Here is a 14,876-nt window from a genome sequence, read left to right as displayed (position 1 = left end):
GCCATACGCCTCCCTGTGGACAATTGCAAAGGAACCGTTGCGATCACCGTGATCGCTTTCCGCACCGTTGCGGACGCGCGCTATTGGCCCTTCTTTTCCGGCACCACTTCCAGCCGCCAGCTCTGGTCCTTGCGCAGATAGCGCGCGGCCATGGCCTGCATCCGTTCGGGCGTGGTCTGGCTGTAATCGGACAGGATCGAGCGCAAGTCGGCGAACTTCTGCGGCTCGGTCGCCCCGCCTTCCAGCTGGAACATGTAGAAGCCGTTGCCCGTGCTGGCCCGCGTGATCAGCTGCTTGAGCGGCTCGGTCACGCGCGCGATCTCGTCGGCGGCGGGCGGCGTCGCGGCCAGATCGGCGGCGATCTTGTCGGCGGCGGCGAAGAACGCGGGCAGGTCCTGCGGGCGCAGCTGCACCGTGGCGGCCAGGTACCCACCGGTGGGCAGGTCCAGCGGCCAGGTCGAGGCCACCTGCGGCGCATAGCTCGCCCCGATCTTCTCGCGCATCTCGTCGAACAGGCGGTTGTTGATGATCTGCGCCAGGAGTTCGAGCTGGCGCGATTCGTGGACGCCGGCGCGCCCGCCGCCGGTCGGCCAGGCGACCAGCGCGGCGGCGGTGTTGGCATCGCCGCGGTGCGTCAGCACCAGCGGTTCCTCGTTGTGCGCGGGGATGTGCGGGGCCAGCGTGGACGCGGGCGCCGGATCGCGCTTCGGCAGCGCGCCGAAGGTCTTTTCCAGCGCGGCGATCGCGTCCTCGCGCTTGAAATCGCCGAACATGTCGATCTCGATCGGCCCCTGCTTCAGCAGCGGTTCCCACACCTGGCGGAAGCCCTCGGGCGTCGCCTTGTCAAGCTCGGCGGGGGTCGGCACGGCATAGCGCGGATCGCGGTTCTTGAGCAGCCAGTTGGCATCGCGCGTCAGCACCGACTGGGGCGAAGCGGCATAGCTTTCATACTGCAACCGTGCCGCTGCGCGGGCGCGCAGCACCGGGTTCGCGTCCCAGCGCGGCGTGGCCAGCTTGCCCGCCATCAGGTAGAGCTGGTCGGCCATGTCCGCCGGGCGCGTATCGGCTGTCATCGTGAAATCGGTATCGTCGATATCGAAGTTCAGGCTCAGCTTGCGGCCCGTCGCCAGCCGGTCCAGGTCCTCGCGGCTCAGGTTGCCGAAGCCGCTGTCCATCAGCGCCGCCTCGGCCAGCGGACCATAGACCGCGTCCTTCGGATCGATCGCGGCATAGCCGCCGCCGAAGCGCACTTTCATGATGATCCGGCCCGGTTCGGCATCGTTGGGCCACAGCAGCACCTTGACCCCGTTCGAGAGTTCGAGCTGCTCGATCTCGAGAATCCCGGTCTTCTGCGCCGAAGCCACCGTGCCCGGCGTGCCGATCGGCGGCAGGTCGGCGAACTTGATGGTGGAGGCGGCCAGGCGGCTGCCCTTGGCGGCATCGACCGGCGCCAGCAGCGCGGTGCGCAAGTCGGCGGCGGTCGCATCGCTGGCCGATGGCGTGATCAGCACCGGCCGCACCACCGTGCCGGTGAACAGCGTGCGCGTGTGCTGGAGCACGGCGGCCGGCGTGAACAGCGGAATGCTGCTCTTGAACACGTTGTAGACCGTTTCGGGCGATGCCACCGTCTCGCGGATGTCGACGGCGTTGACGATATCGTCGGCGAGCTTCGATCCGGCGAGCGTTTCCTGCGTTTCCACCGGCACCTTGAACGCCACGTCGAACTCGGCGACCTCGCGCGCGATCTCTTCCTTGCTCGGCGGCGTGGTCAGCGCATCGGCGATCACCGCGCGCACGTCGCGCACCGCCGCCTTCCAGTCGTCACCCAGCGGGGTGACGTTGACGATCGTGGCGTCGGTGGAGCGGGAGATGTCCTGCTGTTCGACCGAGGCCGCCAGGAAACTGCCGCCCGCGCGCGCCTTCGCCTCCAGCCGGCGGTTGATCAGCGCCATCGCCAGCCGGTCGACCATCAGGCCCTGGTTATAGGGGATGGTGTCGTTTACCTTCACCCACGGGCGCAGGATGGCGTAGTTGAAGATGCGCGGCAGGTCCGGCTCCACCAGCACGCGCGCATCGCCCACCGGGTTCTTCGGATCGGCCCCGGCGGGCGCCGCCGGCTTGCCGAAATCGGGCTGCGCCGGCTTGGGGCCGGTACCCTGCCACGGACCGAACCACTGGGTGATCTCCGCGATCAGCGCCTGGGGATCGGCATCGCCGGCCACCACGATCACCGCGTTGTCGGGCCGGTACCACTTGTCGTGGAACGCCTTGACGCTTTCCGACGTCGCCGCCTGCAGCGTCTCCACCGTGCCGATGGGGGACCGCGCCGCCAGCAGCTGCCCCTTGAAGAAAAGCTCGCGCGTGCCGTCCAGCGCGCGGGCCTGCGCGCCGGACCGTTCGCGCATTTCGGCGAGCACGATCGGCACTTCGGTCTTGACCCCCTGCGGCGTGAAGATCGGCGCGGTGATCATGCCCGACAGCAGGCGGAACGTTTCGTCCAGCTTGGGCGGCGTGGCATCGGGAATGTCGAGCTTGTACACCGTCTGCGTCGCGGTGGTCTCGGCATTGGTGTCGCTGCCGAACGTCGCGCCCAGCCGCTGCCAGGTCGGCACCGCCTCGCCCGACTTCAGGTACTTCGAATCGCGGAAGGTCAGGTGCTCGATCAGGTGCGCGAAACCGCGCTGGCTGTCGGTCTCGTAAAGCGAGCCGGCATCGACCAGCACGCGGATCGAAACCTGCCCCGGCGGCACCCCGTTGCGACGCACGGCATAGCGCAGCCCGTTGGGCAGTTCGCCGAAGATCCATTCCTTGTCCTGCGGCACGTCGCTGCCGCGATAGAGCCACGGCACCGGTGCTTTCGGCGCGGGCTTCGCCGCTGTGGCCGCGCGGCGGGCCGGGGCCCTCGCCTCGGCGACGGTGCCTGTCAGCAGCAGGACGGGAAGGATCAAGCAGAGATGGCGGGCGCGCCGGGAGAAGGACGTCATCCCGCCTCTATAGGAAGCGCGTGGATGAAGGGCCAGTGAATAGGACCGGCCCCGTTTCCGGCGCGATCGGTCAGGGCTGCGGCGCGGCGGCGGCGCCCGGCGCGCCCTGCTGGGCCTGCGCCGCCTTGCGCATGGCTTCCACTTCGGCGGCGGACTTGTGGTCCACCAGTTCCACCTGGAACACCAGATCGGCGTTCGCCGGGATGTCGCCCGCGCCCTGCGTACCGTAGCCTTGCGCCGACGGCACGCACAGGCGGTAGATCGCGCCCTGCGGCAGCAGCTGCAGCCCTTCCGAAAAGCCCGGGATCACGCCACCCACGGGGAACGCGGCCTGCATCCCCTGATCGAACACCGCGCCGGTAGCGGCGATGTAGCCGATGTAGTTGACCAGCACGAAATCGTCCTTGGTCGGCTTCGCGCCGTCGGCGGGCTTGAGCACGGTATAGCCGAGGCCCGACGCCGTCTTCAGCGCGCAGGCGCGCTGGCTGGCCGGGATCACGGGGTTCAGCGGCAGCGGGATGATCTGCCCCGCGGCCGCCGGCGCGGCGGGGGCCGCCGCCATCGCGAATCCCGGCGCGACGGCAAGGGCAAGGGCCGCCAGCGCAGCGGAAGCGCGGCCGGCGATAGCAGGAATGGCGGAGGGGCGCGGCGCGCGGGAGAAGGTGCTCATGCCGTCGCTATAAGGGCACGGGCTGGCGTCGAACAGTCGCGATTTGTCGCATATCGACCATCGGGATCGGGATTAAGACCTGCTTAACCATGGCCCGCCAGAAAGGCTTAACCACGTCATGGGAAAACCATGAGGCCCACAGCGAAGGCAGGAGCGAGTCGACCGGATGACGATCAGCAGCGATTATAGTTCTCCGGTCTGGGTCAATGGCTTTTCCTGCCGCAATTGTTCGGAAGTGGCGCTGGCCCAGAAGAACGTCGACCCCGCGAATCCCACGGCGGGGCCGTTCGGCGTCAACGATCCGAAGAAGGCCGATCGCAACGTTCTGTCGGCCGATCCGGCGCAGCATGATCGCATGAAGTCCATCCATTACGAGCTTCAGGCCTCGCAAGGGTCGTCGATCAGCGCGGCCTACAGCGGCGTGGCCACGGTCGCGCCGGGACAGTTCGTCAACGTCACGGCCTGAACGCAGGGCCGGAACCTCGCCGCCAACCGGACACCGGCCTCACGCCCGGGGCTTGACCCCCTCCGCCGCGCGCCTACATGCACAAGTATGTTCATCGAAACCGAAACCACGCCTAACCCGGCCACGCTGAAGTTCCTGCCCGGCGAGCAGGTCATGCCATCGGGCACGCGCGAATTCCTCTCCGAAGAGGAAGCCGCCGCTTCGCCGCTGGCCGAGGCGCTGTTCACGCTGGGCGATGTGACCGGCGTGTTCTTCGGCCGCGATTTCGTCTCGGTCACGATCGCGCCGGGATCGCAGTGGTCGGATGCCAAGCCGCAGGTGCTTTCGGTGCTGCTCGATCACTTCGTCAGCCAGGCCCCGCTGTTCGCGCCCGGCACCGCCGCCGGCATCGTCGTTCCCGGCGAGGAGGCGGAAGCGGACATGGGTGACGATCCGGCCGACGCCGATGTCGTGGCGCAGATCCGCGAACTGATCGAAACCCGCATCCGCCCGGCGGTGGCGAACGACGGGGGCGACATCGTCTATCGCGGTTTCCGCGAAGGCGTGGTCTTTTTGCAGATGCAGGGCGCGTGCTCGGGCTGTCCGTCGTCCACGGCCACGCTCAAGCACGGCATCGAAAGCCTGCTGAAGCACTACGTGCCCGAAGTCAGCGAAGTCCGCGCCGCCTGATTTCGGGGGCTGCCGGCCCCAGGGCTGGACCCCGCCACTGCCCGAACAACGCCCAGGAGTTCTCATGTCCCAGCCGCTTGCCGATGCCGCGCTCGATCAGCTTTTCCGTACCGCGCGCACCTATAACGGGTATCTCGACAAGCCGGTGACCGAAGCGCAGCTTCACGCGATCTGGGACCTGATGAAGATGGGGCCGACCTCGGCCAACCAGATGCCCGCGCGGCTGGTCTGGTGCGTCACGCCGGAAGCCAAGGAAAAGCTCGCGGCGCTGGCCGGCGGCGCCAATCCCGACAAGATCCGGCAGGCCCCGGCCACCGTGATCATCGGCATGGACCTCGATTTCCATGAACAGTTGCCCTGGCTGTTCCCCCACACCGACGCGAAAAGCTGGTTCGACGGCAACGAGCCGCTGCGCCAGATTTCGGCGATGCGCAATTCCACGCTGCAGGGCGGCTATTTCATCCTTGCCGCGCGCGCGCTGGGCCTGGATACCGGGCCGATGTCGGGCTTCGACAACGCCGCCGTCGACGCCGCGTTCTTCGCCGATACGCCGCGCGTGAAGTCCAACTTCATCTCCACGCTGGGCTATGGCGATCCCGCCACGATCTTCGAGCGCAGCCCGCGCCCGGATTTCGGGACGTTCAACACGATCGCCTGACCGGCGCCTGACCGGCGGACCAACCCTATGAGACGTCTCGTCATCGACAGCGCGACGGAAGATTGCTCGGTCGCGCTGTTCGACGGGGATGACCTGATCGCGGGCGAATGCCTCGCGCTGGGGCGCGGCCACGCCGAACGGCTGGTGCCGATGATCGCCGCGCTGCCCGGGAAGGGCCGCGCCGATGCGATCGCGGTGGATTGCGGCCCCGGCAGCTTCACCGGAATCCGCGTCGGTCTTGCCGCCGCGCGCGCGCTGGCGCTGGCGTGGGGCGCGCGGATCGAAGGCTTCGAAAGCCTGGCGCTGGTCGCCGCCATGGCGCGGCGCGATCATCCGCAGGCCGCCATCGATGTGGTGATGACCGGCGGGCACGGCGAATGGTTCTTCCAGTCCTTCGACGCGGCCGGCCGGCCGACCGAACCGGTGCTCTCGCTCGCGCCCGAGGACGCCGTGGCCCGCTCGGCCGCGCCGCTGGTCGCGGGCAGCCAGGCCGAAGCGGTGGCGGCGCGGCGTGGGGAAACCGGCGCGGCGCCTCTCGCCCTGGTGCTGCGGCCGGATGCGCGCGCCTTCGCGCTGCTCCCCGAACAGGCGATCGCCGCCGATCCCGCCCCCCGCTATGGCCGCGCGCCCGACGCGAAGCTGCCCCAACCGCGATGATCGCGCCCGAAGACGATCTCGACCGGATCATCAGCGTCATGGAGCGGGCGTTTCCGCCCGAATACGGCGAAGCCTGGAACCGCCGGCAGGTGGCCGACGCGCTGCTGCTCGGCCGCTGCCGCTACGGCCTGATCGCAGCCGACGGCGGTTCCGCCGTCGAACCGGGTGACGAAACCGCCGGCTTCTTCCTCGGCCGCAGTATTCTGGACGAAGAAGAACTTCTGCTTTTCGCGATCGCTCCCGAATACCGCCGACGGGGACTTGGCCACCGCCTTTTGTCGCGGTTCATCGACGAAGCACGCGCGAACGGGATCAAACGCGTCTTTCTCGAGATGCGGCATGGCAATCCCGCGATGCATCTCTACACCGCGCATGGATTTACCCCGGTGGGCATCCGGCGCGCCTATTACCGGACGCCGGGCGGCGAACGGCTCGATGCGATCAGTCAGGAACTCGTATTGGACTGAGGCAATACGGCCGGCATGAAAAATCATTCATATTGCGGCCTTTCATGTAACAATGCGTTGTCTTGAAAACGAATGGTTCTATAGGAATTGATCCTATATGGTCCCTGGGACAACCATATCAAAATACGCAAAACCAGAAAACTCAGAAGGTCGACATAGAAATGAGTGAAATCGAAAACGACATGCGTGAAACGCTGATCACGCTCACATCGGACATTGTTGCCGCGCACGTCAGCAACAACAGTGTCTCGGTTGGCGATCTGCCCACGCTGATCTCGAACGTCTATTCGGCGCTCGCGGGCCTGAACCCCGGCGAACCCGCTCCCGAACCCGCGCCCGAGCCGGCGGTTTCGATCCGCGCGTCGGTCAAGAACGATCACATCGTCTGCCTGGAAGACGGCAAGAAGCTGAAAATGCTCAAGCGCCACCTCGCCACGCGCTACAACATGACGCCGGAACAGTACCGCGCGCGCTGGAACCTGCCCGCCGACTATCCCATGGTCGCGCCGGCCTATGCCGAAAAGCGCCGCGAACTGGCCAAGAAGATCGGCCTGGGCCGCAAGCCCGCCACGCCGGCCCCTGCCGCGCCCAAGCGTGGCCGCGCCAAGGCCGCCGCGGCGTCCTGAACCCGCCGCGTCTTCGCAGGTTGAAGAATTGGCCCGCCGGTCTATGATCGGCGGGCCAATTGCATTCTTATCCGGGTAACACGTGCACCAACCGATCGACATCGAAGCTCTCTGCGCGGAACGGGGCCTGCGCATCACCGACCAGCGGCGCGTGATCGCGCGCGTCCTGTCGGAAAGCGAGGATCACCCCGACGTCGAAAAACTGCACGAACGCGCCGCCGCCATCGATTCCCGCATCTCGATCGCCACGGTCTATCGCACCGTGCGGCTGTTCGAGGAGGCCGGCATTCTCGACCGGCACGATTTCGGCGACGGCCGCGCGCGCTACGAGGCCACGCCCGAAGCGCACCACGATCACCTGATCGACGTGGAGACCGGCAAGGTCATCGAATTCGTCGATCCCGAACTCGAAGCGCTCCAGCGGCAGATCGCCGAAAAGCTGGGCTATCGCCTGGTCGATCACCGCATGGAGCTCTACGGCGTGCGGCTTGAACGCGACGCTTGAACTGCCGCACCCGGCGGGCATTCCGCTGGGCGGCCGTCTGCGCATCCTCGCGCGCCTGCTCGCCATGGTGGCGCTGCTGCTCGCCTGCGTGCCGCTCTACTATGCCTGGCGCATCGCGCGGCGGCGCGACAATCCCTGGCCGCGCCGGTTCCTGGGCGGAATCGCGCGGATCGCCGGGGTGCGGCGGCGGCTGGCGGGAACGCCGGCGCGGCGCGGCGCGTTCCTCGTCGCCAACCACGTCAGCTGGCTCGACATCCCGGTGCTGTCGGGCGCCACCGGCACCGCCTTCGTGGCGCACAGCGGGCTGGCCGGGCACGGGCTGCTCAAGTGGCTGTGCGAGATGAACGATACGGTCTTCGTCGCCCGGCATGACCGCACCAGCGTGCAGGCGCAGGTCGCGCATGTGCGGGCGGCGCTGAGCGATACCGGCGCGCTGGCGATCTTTCCCGAAGGCACCACCAGCGACGGCACCGGGATGCTGCCGTTCAAGTCCTCGCTGCTCTCCGCGATCGATCCGGTGCCGCCGGGCATCGTGGTCCAGCCGGTGTGGATCGATTACGGCCCCGAAGCCGCCGCGATCGCCTGGGTGGGCGACGAACATGGCGTCGACAATTTCCTGAAGATTCTCGCGCGGCGGCAGCCGATCCCGGTCACGCTGCATTTCCTGCCGGTGCTGACCGAAGCCGAAACCGCCTCGCGCAAGACCATCGCGGCGCAGGCACGCGCGCGCATCGCCACAGCCATCGCCGCGGCCATGGCCCACTGAATAGACGCGGCACGGTTTCCAAAAGCCCGAAATTCCCGTATCGGCCGGCGCCATGGCTTCCCCCACCTCCCCCCGGACCTTCCACGTCAAGAGCTTCGGCTGCCAGATGAACGTCTATGACGGCGAACGCATGGCCGAACTGCTCGCGGCGCAGGGCATGACGCCCGCCGACGCGCGCGACGATGCCGATCTCGTCGTGCTCAACACCTGCCACATCCGCGAAAAGGCTACCGAAAAGGTCTATTCGGACATCGGCCGCCTGCGGCGCGAGGACGGTTCCTCGCCGCTGATCGCGGTGGCCGGCTGCGTCGCCCAGGCGGAGGGCGAGGAGATCATGGCGCGCGCGCCCTCGGTCCGGGTCGTGGTCGGCCCGCAGGCCTACCACCGCCTGCCCGAAATGGTCGCCGAAGCCGCCGCCGGCAAGCGCGCCACCGAAACCGACATGCCGGCCGAAGCCAAGTTCGCCGCGCTGCCGCGCCGCCGCCGCTCCGGCCCCAGCGCGTTCCTGACCGTGCAGGAAGGCTGCGACAAGTTCTGCACCTATTGCGTGGTGCCCTATACGCGCGGCGCGGAAATCAGCCGGCCCTTCGCCGATCTGGTCGAAGAAGCGAAGCTGCTGGTCGAAGGCGGCGCGCGCGAAATCACGCTGCTGGGCCAGAACGTCAACGCCTGGGCGGGCGAGGACGCGAAAGGCCGCGCCACGGGGCTGGCCGGCCTTGCCGCCGAACTCGCCGCGATCCCCGATCTGGCGCGCATCCGCTACACCACCAGCCACCCGGCCGACATGGACGAGGCGCTGATCGCAGCGCACGGCACCAACGCCAAGCTGATGCCGTTCCTGCACCTGCCCGTGCAATCGGGCAACGACCGCGTGCTGAAGGCAATGAATCGCAGCCATACCGCCGAAAGCTACCTGCGCCTGCTCGAACGCGTGCGCGCGGCGCGGCCGGACATCGCGCTCTCGGGCGATTTCATCGTCGGTTTCCCCGGCGAGACCGACGCCGAGTTCGAAGACACGCTGCGCATCGTCGATGCCGTCGGCTATGCTCAGGCGTTCAGCTTCAAGTATTCCCCCCGCCCCGGCACGCCCGCCGCGACGATGGAGGATCATGTCCCGGCCGAGGTAATGGACGAGAGGCTCCAGCGCCTCCAGGCCGCGCTCAACCGCGATCAACTCGCGTTCAACCGGGCCAGCGTCGGCCGGCGCTGCACGGTGCTGGTCGAACGCCGGGGCAAGCATCCGGGGCAATGGCTGGGCAAGTCGCCCTGGCTCCAGTCGGTCCACTTCACCGGCGATGCCGCGATCGGCGATCTGGTGGAGGTCGATCTGGTGGAGGCGGGGCCGAACTCGCTGGCGGGGCAGCCGGTAGGGTAAAGGGGAGCGCCAAACCCATACCCGTTCGTCCTGAGCCTGTCGAAGGACGCGCGATTTGGTCAGATCTTGGAGTGGCTTTCCGTGCGAGGCCAGCACCGCGCGCGTCCTTCGACCGGCTCAGGACGAGCGGGTTTCGCAGATCGAAAGCCGCGTGCTAAGCTACTCTTCAGAGGCGGAGGAAGCTGTGCATTTGCAATTTCTGATTGTCGGCGGCTTTTGCCTGTTCTCCGGGATACAGATGCTCATCTTCCCTCGAAAGAAGCGCTTGGCTGCCGAAGCTAAAATCAGATCAAGAAAGCAGGAACTCGCGGCAGGGGCTCCCGAACGATATTTCGAAGAGGGAAGATCAATCGATGCCTATCCCTTGCCTCCCACTGACAGCAGATGGCGTATCAAGGGCGCATTTTTGACGGTCTGCGGCGTAGCGTTGTGGCTACTGGACTACTTCCGCTAACGGGGCGTTTCCGGAGAGCCTACTCTAGACCTGAGGTTGCGGACAACCGCCGCGTTCGCGGGCTAGCGCCCGGGAAAATACAGGACATCCGGGGGCCGCCCTCTACAGGACAAACCCCCGTAAACCACTGTTTTTCTTACAGGAAGAAGCTGCCGATCACCTGTAACGTTACGCCGCTGCGCGTGTCGATCAGCACCACGTCGTTACCGTAACGCACCCAGCGCTGGTAGCCGTAGCGCGGCGGGGTAAGGCGATAGGCCCAGGGGTCGTTGATCCAGTAGCGCTGCGCGTAATAGGGCGCGGCGAAGCGGTAGCCGGGACGGACCGGGCGATAGGCATAGCCGCGCGGACCGTAGTACCCGCCCCGGCGATAGACGTCGCCATGGGCGCGGCGATAATCGCGCCAGTCCTCGCGGTATTCGCGGCGGTCTTCGCGATATTCGCGGCGATCCTCGCGCGCCTCGCGGTGATCGCCCCGGCGCATGTCGTGGCGGATCTCGGCGCGGTCGCGCTGCATTTCGCGGCGATCGTGATGCAGTTCGCGCGCGCTCTGCGCGCTGGCGGCGGTGGGGGCCACGGCGGAAGCCAGGGCGCTGGCGGCCAGCGCGGCCATCATGATCTTGCGCATCGTTCGTCTCCTTCAACGGATGGTCCGGCCGGGATTTCCGCGAAGGACCGGGGCCGGACATCTGCACCGCTTATTGTCCGATTCGGGTGAACCGGTGCGGAACCCTGCTGTCAGCAACGCGAAAGGAATCCCTTTGTTTCAGCACCCTGCGACGAGCGCCCGGTTTTCCCCGACAAAAGCCGTGTGATAGCGCCCCGTCCCGCTTGCGCCGCGCCCCGGGCGATCTATCTTGAATCCACGGCCGCAGACGCGGCCCGCATGAAAGGAGCGCATGGCCCGCAAACTGCATCGTGCCCATGATGAGGCGCAGCATCGCCCCGAAGCCAGCCGGCCCGACCACAACAGGCGCGCCCGGGTGGAAGTCGAATTCGACGAACAGACCGTGCTTGGCGCCCTGTTCGGCCAGTTCGACACCAATCTCGTCCAGATCGAAAATCGGCTCGGCGTCTATATTTCGGCGCGCGGCAACCGCGTGCTGATCGAAGGGCCGGAAGATGCGGTGGCCCGCGCGCGCGATGTGCTGAAGGCGATGCACCAGCGCCTGCTCACCGGGCAGGACATGGACGCCGGCGCGGTCGAGGCGCTGATCGCGATGAGCAACGAGCCGACGCTGGACGGGATCATCACCGGCACGCCCGGCGCGCCGCCGCCGATCCTGATCCGCACCCGCAAGAAAACCATCGCGCCGCGCTCGGTCACCCAGATCGAATACATGAAGGCGCTGGTGCGCGACGATGTGATCTTCGCGCTCGGCCCGGCGGGCACCGGCAAGACCTACCTCGCGGTGGCGCAGGCGGTGGCGCAGCTCATTTCGGGCAGCGTCCAGCGGCTGATCCTGTCGCGCCCGGCGGTCGAGGCGGGCGAGCGGCTGGGCTTCCTGCCCGGCGACATGAAGGAGAAGGTCGATCCCTATCTCCGCCCGCTCTACGACGCGCTCTACGACTGCATGCCGCCCGAACAGGTCGAACGCCGCATGGCCTCGGGCGAGATCGAGATCGCGCCGATCGCCTTCATGCGCGGCCGCACGCTGGCCGATGCCTTCGTCATCCTGGACGAGGCGCAGAATACCACGCCGGCGCAGATGAAGATGTTCCTCACCCGCTTCGGCCAGAACAGCCGCATGGTGATCTGCGGCGATCCGAAGCAGGTCGACCTGCCCGGCGGCACCAACGCCAGCGGGCTGGCGGACGCGGTGCAGCGGCTGGAAGGCGTGGACGGCATCGGCGTGGTCCGCTTCAGCAGCGCCGACGTGGTCCGCCATCCGATCGTGGGCCGCATCGTCGAGGCCTACGAAGGGAAGGACGCGTGAGCGCCCCCACGCTCGAAATCGATATCGATCCGGTCTGGGGGCAGGACACCGACTGGGAAGCGCTGGCCAACCGCGCGGCCGAGGCCGCGGCGCGCGCCGCGCCGGAGCTCGCGCGCGACAACCTGATCGTCAGCCTGGTCCTGGCGGACGACGACGAGGTCCATGCGCTCAACAAGCAATGGCGCGCCAAGGACAAGCCCACCAACGTCCTGTCGTTCCCGATGCTCGCCCGCGCCGAAGTGCTGGCGGCCAGCGCCGACGCGCCCGAAATGCTGGGCGATCTGATCCTGGCGCATGGCGTGTGCCGGCGCGAAGCGGCGGAAAAGGGCGTGCCGGTGGAGCACCACGCCACCCACCTCGTCATCCACGGCCTGCTCCATCTGGCGGGCCACGATCACGAGCTGGGCGAGGGCGAGGCGGAGGAAATGGAGAATCTGGAACGGAAGGCGCTTGCCATGCTGGGTATCGCGGACCCATATGCGGACCGCTGACAGCGAACGGTTCGCGTAACAGGGGAGTGCAGACCAGTGCCCGAGGGCAACGGGTCCGGCGGCGACAGTCGCTCGGGCGAAGGGGACAGTAACGGCGCGCTGTGGCGCGCGATCAGGGCTTTCTTCAAGGGGCCGGACCAGGACCAGTCGCTGCGTGCGCAGATCGAGGAAGCGATCGAGGAGCACGAGGGCGAACATGGCTCGCCCGGCGGTTCGGACGGCGATCTGGTGGCGCTCGAACGCCAGATGCTGAAGAACCTGCTCCATTTCAGCGAACACGATGCCGATGACGTCGCCATTCCGCGCGGCCAGATCATCGCCGTGCCCGCCTCTGCCACGTTCGAGGAGCTGGTCGGCGCCTTCGCCGAACACGGCCACAGCCGCCTGCCGGTCTATGGCGATTCGCTCGACGAGATCGTGGGCATGGTCCACGTGAAGGACGTGTTCGGCATCGTCGCCGGCATCGCCCTTTCCGGCAAGCCCGCGCCCAAGGACTGGGCCGGCCTGATGCGCCAGCCGCTGTTCGTGCCGCAGGCGCGCGGCGCGCTCGACGTGCTGGCCGACATGCGCGCCAGCCGCACGCACCTGGCCGTGGTGATCGACGAATATTCCGGCACCGACGGCATCATCACGATCGAGGATCTGGTCGAAGAAATCGTCGGCGAGATCGAGGACGAGCACGACGATGCGCCGGAGGAACTGCTCAAGCGGCTCGATCCCGATACCTGGGACGCCGATGCCCGCGCGGAACTGGATGACGTAGCGGAAATCGTCGATCCCCGGCTTGCCGAAGTGGAAGAAGACGTCGATACGCTGGGCGGCCTCGCGGTCGTCCTCGCCGGGGAAGTCCCGCCCGTCGGGCGCGTGCTGGAACACGGCAGCGGCTGGCGGATCGAGGTGACCGGCGGAGACGAGCGCCGCCTCACGCGCCTGCGGCTCCACGCGCCGCGCACGCAAGAGGACGGGGAAGAGGACTAGGTCGGATCGGGTCCGGCACGGGCCGGCACCTGTCCGGAAGGGAATACGCCACCCGGCGGATTGCTCCGCTCTGACGGGAATGGCACTGTGGGAGGATGCGGATCGCGTCCGGCCCGCACGGAATGCAACGCAACTGAAGTCCGGGAACGAAGATACCGATGATCCGCCGCCTGCCTCCGCTGCGTTCGCTCGAAGCGTTCATTCGCGTCGTGCGCGCCGGCTCGGCCAAGACCGCCGCCGCCGAACTGGCGCTCAGCCCGTCGGCCCTCTCGCGCCGGCTGGGCGCGCTGGAGGATTTCGTCGGCAAGGCGCTGTTCGAACGCAAGCACCAGATGCTCAAGCTGACCGAGGAAGGCCAGCATCTCTACGACGCGGTCGCCCCGCTGATGGACGAGATGACCGACCGCATCGACCGGCTGGTCGATACCGGCAAGGTCATGCGGTTGCGGCTCGGCGTGCTGCCGCTGTTCGGCAGCCAGCGCCTGTTCCCGCGCCTGGGCGAGTTGCGCAAACTGCACCCGCAGCTGCATATCGACATCGACAGCTCGCACGCCGCCGAAACCAAGCTGGGCGATACCATCGACGCGGCCATCGTGCTGAGCGAGGGGCCGGACGGCACGCTCCATTCGGTGCGGCTCGATCACAACCGCGTCCACGCCATCACCTCGAAGGAACTGGCGGCGGAGCTGGGCGAACGGCCCGACATCGCCAAGCTTTCGAAGCAGACCTTCCTGGTCCACAACGATCTGCCCGCCAGCTTCGAGGCGTGGAAGCGCGCGCTCCATCTCGAACGGCTGGAGCCGGCGGCGGTGGATCACTTCGATTCGGGCCAGCTGATCCTCGAAGCCGCGGCGCAGGGCCTTGGCATCGCGATCATGCACGACGACCACTACAACCGGTCGCACGATCCGCGCCTCGCCCAGCTCTACAATATCGAGGTGGACAGCCCCTACAGCTACTGGTTCGTCTGCCGCCCCCGCGCGCTGCAATCGCGGCCCGTGCGGCTGTTCCACGACTGGCTGATCAAGGCGGGGCTGTAGAGCCGTTCCGATGTTGATGGAGGCGAGAGAAGCCCCTCCCCTTCAGGGGAGGGGTTGGGGTGGGGTCTCGCCTTACGCGAAACGTTGAACGGGAGGAAAGACCCCACCCCCGGCCCCTCCCCTGAAGGGGAGG

At 67.5% G+C, this 14,876-nt stretch carries 17 protein-coding genes; 14 read left to right on the top strand and 3 right to left on the bottom strand.

What is annotated here, in order from left to right; genetic code table 11:
* Positions 1–80: 80 nt before the first annotated feature.
* The gene (locus tag EH199_RS13015; RefSeq protein WP_124809718.1) at positions 81–2,984 is read right to left on the bottom strand and encodes a pitrilysin family protein; all 2,904 of its coding nucleotides are present in this window, start codon (positions 2,982–2,984) and stop codon (positions 81–83) included.
* A 70-nt stretch (positions 2,985–3,054) separates the two neighbouring features.
* On the bottom strand, positions 3,055–3,654 hold the full coding sequence (locus tag EH199_RS13010) for an FKBP-type peptidyl-prolyl cis-trans isomerase (protein ID WP_124809717.1): 600 nt from the start codon (positions 3,652–3,654) through the stop codon (positions 3,055–3,057).
* A 166-nt stretch (positions 3,655–3,820) separates the two neighbouring features.
* Between EH199_RS13010 and EH199_RS13005 the strand changes: the two genes are divergently transcribed.
* From EH199_RS13005 to EH199_RS12960, 10 genes are all read left to right on the top strand, one after another.
* Complete coding sequence (locus EH199_RS13005) at positions 3,821–4,120, top strand: hypothetical protein (RefSeq protein ID WP_124809716.1); 300 nt, start codon at positions 3,821–3,823, stop codon at positions 4,118–4,120.
* Between the two features lie 87 nt (positions 4,121–4,207).
* A complete protein-coding gene (locus EH199_RS13000; protein ID WP_124809715.1) occupies positions 4,208–4,789 on the top strand; it encodes a NifU family protein in 582 nt (193 codons plus the stop codon).
* Positions 4,790–4,853: 64 nt separating this feature from the next.
* Positions 4,854–5,447, top strand: coding sequence for a malonic semialdehyde reductase (locus tag EH199_RS12995; protein ID WP_124809714.1), 594 nt, complete (start codon positions 4,854–4,856; stop codon positions 5,445–5,447).
* A gap of 27 nt (positions 5,448–5,474) precedes the next feature.
* Positions 5,475–6,104: a tRNA (adenosine(37)-N6)-threonylcarbamoyltransferase complex dimerization subunit type 1 TsaB gene (gene tsaB, locus EH199_RS12990; RefSeq protein ID WP_124809713.1), complete on the top strand. Its 630-nt coding sequence runs from the start codon at positions 5,475–5,477 to the stop codon at positions 6,102–6,104.
* Positions 6,101–6,571 (top strand): GNAT family N-acetyltransferase, encoded by a 471-nt coding sequence (locus tag EH199_RS12985; RefSeq protein ID WP_124809712.1) that lies wholly within the window; start codon positions 6,101–6,103, stop codon positions 6,569–6,571. The genes tsaB and EH199_RS12985 overlap by 4 nt, the downstream gene beginning before the upstream one ends.
* A gap of 161 nt (positions 6,572–6,732) precedes the next feature.
* Positions 6,733–7,197 (top strand): MucR family transcriptional regulator, encoded by a 465-nt coding sequence (locus EH199_RS12980; protein ID WP_124809711.1) that lies wholly within the window; start codon positions 6,733–6,735, stop codon positions 7,195–7,197.
* An 82-nt stretch (positions 7,198–7,279) separates the two neighbouring features.
* Positions 7,280–7,702 (top strand): Fur family transcriptional regulator, encoded by a 423-nt coding sequence (locus EH199_RS12975; protein ID WP_124809710.1) that lies wholly within the window; start codon positions 7,280–7,282, stop codon positions 7,700–7,702.
* Entirely contained in the window at positions 7,686–8,468 is a 783-nt protein-coding gene (locus tag EH199_RS12970; RefSeq protein WP_370449688.1) for a lysophospholipid acyltransferase family protein, read from the top strand. Before EH199_RS12975 ends, EH199_RS12970 begins: the two co-directional genes overlap by 17 nt.
* Positions 8,469–8,520: 52 nt before the next feature.
* On the top strand, positions 8,521–9,843 hold the full coding sequence (gene miaB, locus EH199_RS12965; protein WP_124809709.1) for a tRNA (N6-isopentenyl adenosine(37)-C2)-methylthiotransferase MiaB: 1,323 nt from the start codon (positions 8,521–8,523) through the stop codon (positions 9,841–9,843).
* A gap of 55 nt (positions 9,844–9,898) precedes the next feature.
* Entirely contained in the window at positions 9,899–10,297 is a 399-nt protein-coding gene (locus EH199_RS12960; RefSeq protein WP_190287261.1) for a hypothetical protein, read from the top strand.
* A gap of 136 nt (positions 10,298–10,433) precedes the next feature.
* On the opposite strand, the gene EH199_RS12955 is transcribed toward EH199_RS12960, so the two are convergent.
* Positions 10,434–10,925, bottom strand: coding sequence for an RcnB family protein (locus EH199_RS12955; protein WP_124809707.1), 492 nt, complete (start codon positions 10,923–10,925; stop codon positions 10,434–10,436).
* A 271-nt stretch (positions 10,926–11,196) separates the two neighbouring features.
* Between EH199_RS12955 and EH199_RS12950 the strand changes: the two genes are divergently transcribed.
* The 4 genes from EH199_RS12950 to EH199_RS12935 all read left to right on the top strand — a co-directional run bounded on the left by EH199_RS12950 (position 11,197) and on the right by EH199_RS12935 (position 14,743).
* The gene (locus EH199_RS12950) at positions 11,197–12,234 is read left to right on the top strand and encodes a PhoH family protein (RefSeq protein WP_124809706.1); all 1,038 of its coding nucleotides are present in this window, start codon (positions 11,197–11,199) and stop codon (positions 12,232–12,234) included.
* Entirely contained in the window at positions 12,231–12,725 is a 495-nt protein-coding gene (gene ybeY, locus EH199_RS12945; protein ID WP_124809705.1) for an rRNA maturation RNase YbeY, read from the top strand. Before EH199_RS12950 ends, ybeY begins: the two co-directional genes overlap by 4 nt.
* 36 nt (positions 12,726–12,761) lie before the next feature.
* Entirely contained in the window at positions 12,762–13,703 is a 942-nt protein-coding gene (locus tag EH199_RS12940; RefSeq protein WP_124809704.1) for a hemolysin family protein, read from the top strand.
* Positions 13,704–13,861: 158 nt separating this feature from the next.
* The gene (locus EH199_RS12935; RefSeq protein WP_124809703.1) at positions 13,862–14,743 is read left to right on the top strand and encodes a LysR substrate-binding domain-containing protein; all 882 of its coding nucleotides are present in this window, start codon (positions 13,862–13,864) and stop codon (positions 14,741–14,743) included.
* Positions 14,744–14,876 lie beyond the last annotated feature (133 nt).

The sequence above is a fragment of the Novosphingobium sp. LASN5T genome (assembly GCF_003856955.1).
In the GTDB taxonomy this organism is placed as follows: Bacteria; Pseudomonadota; Alphaproteobacteria; order Sphingomonadales; family Sphingomonadaceae; genus Novosphingobium.
This window is presented reverse-complemented; position numbering and strand designations above follow the sequence as displayed.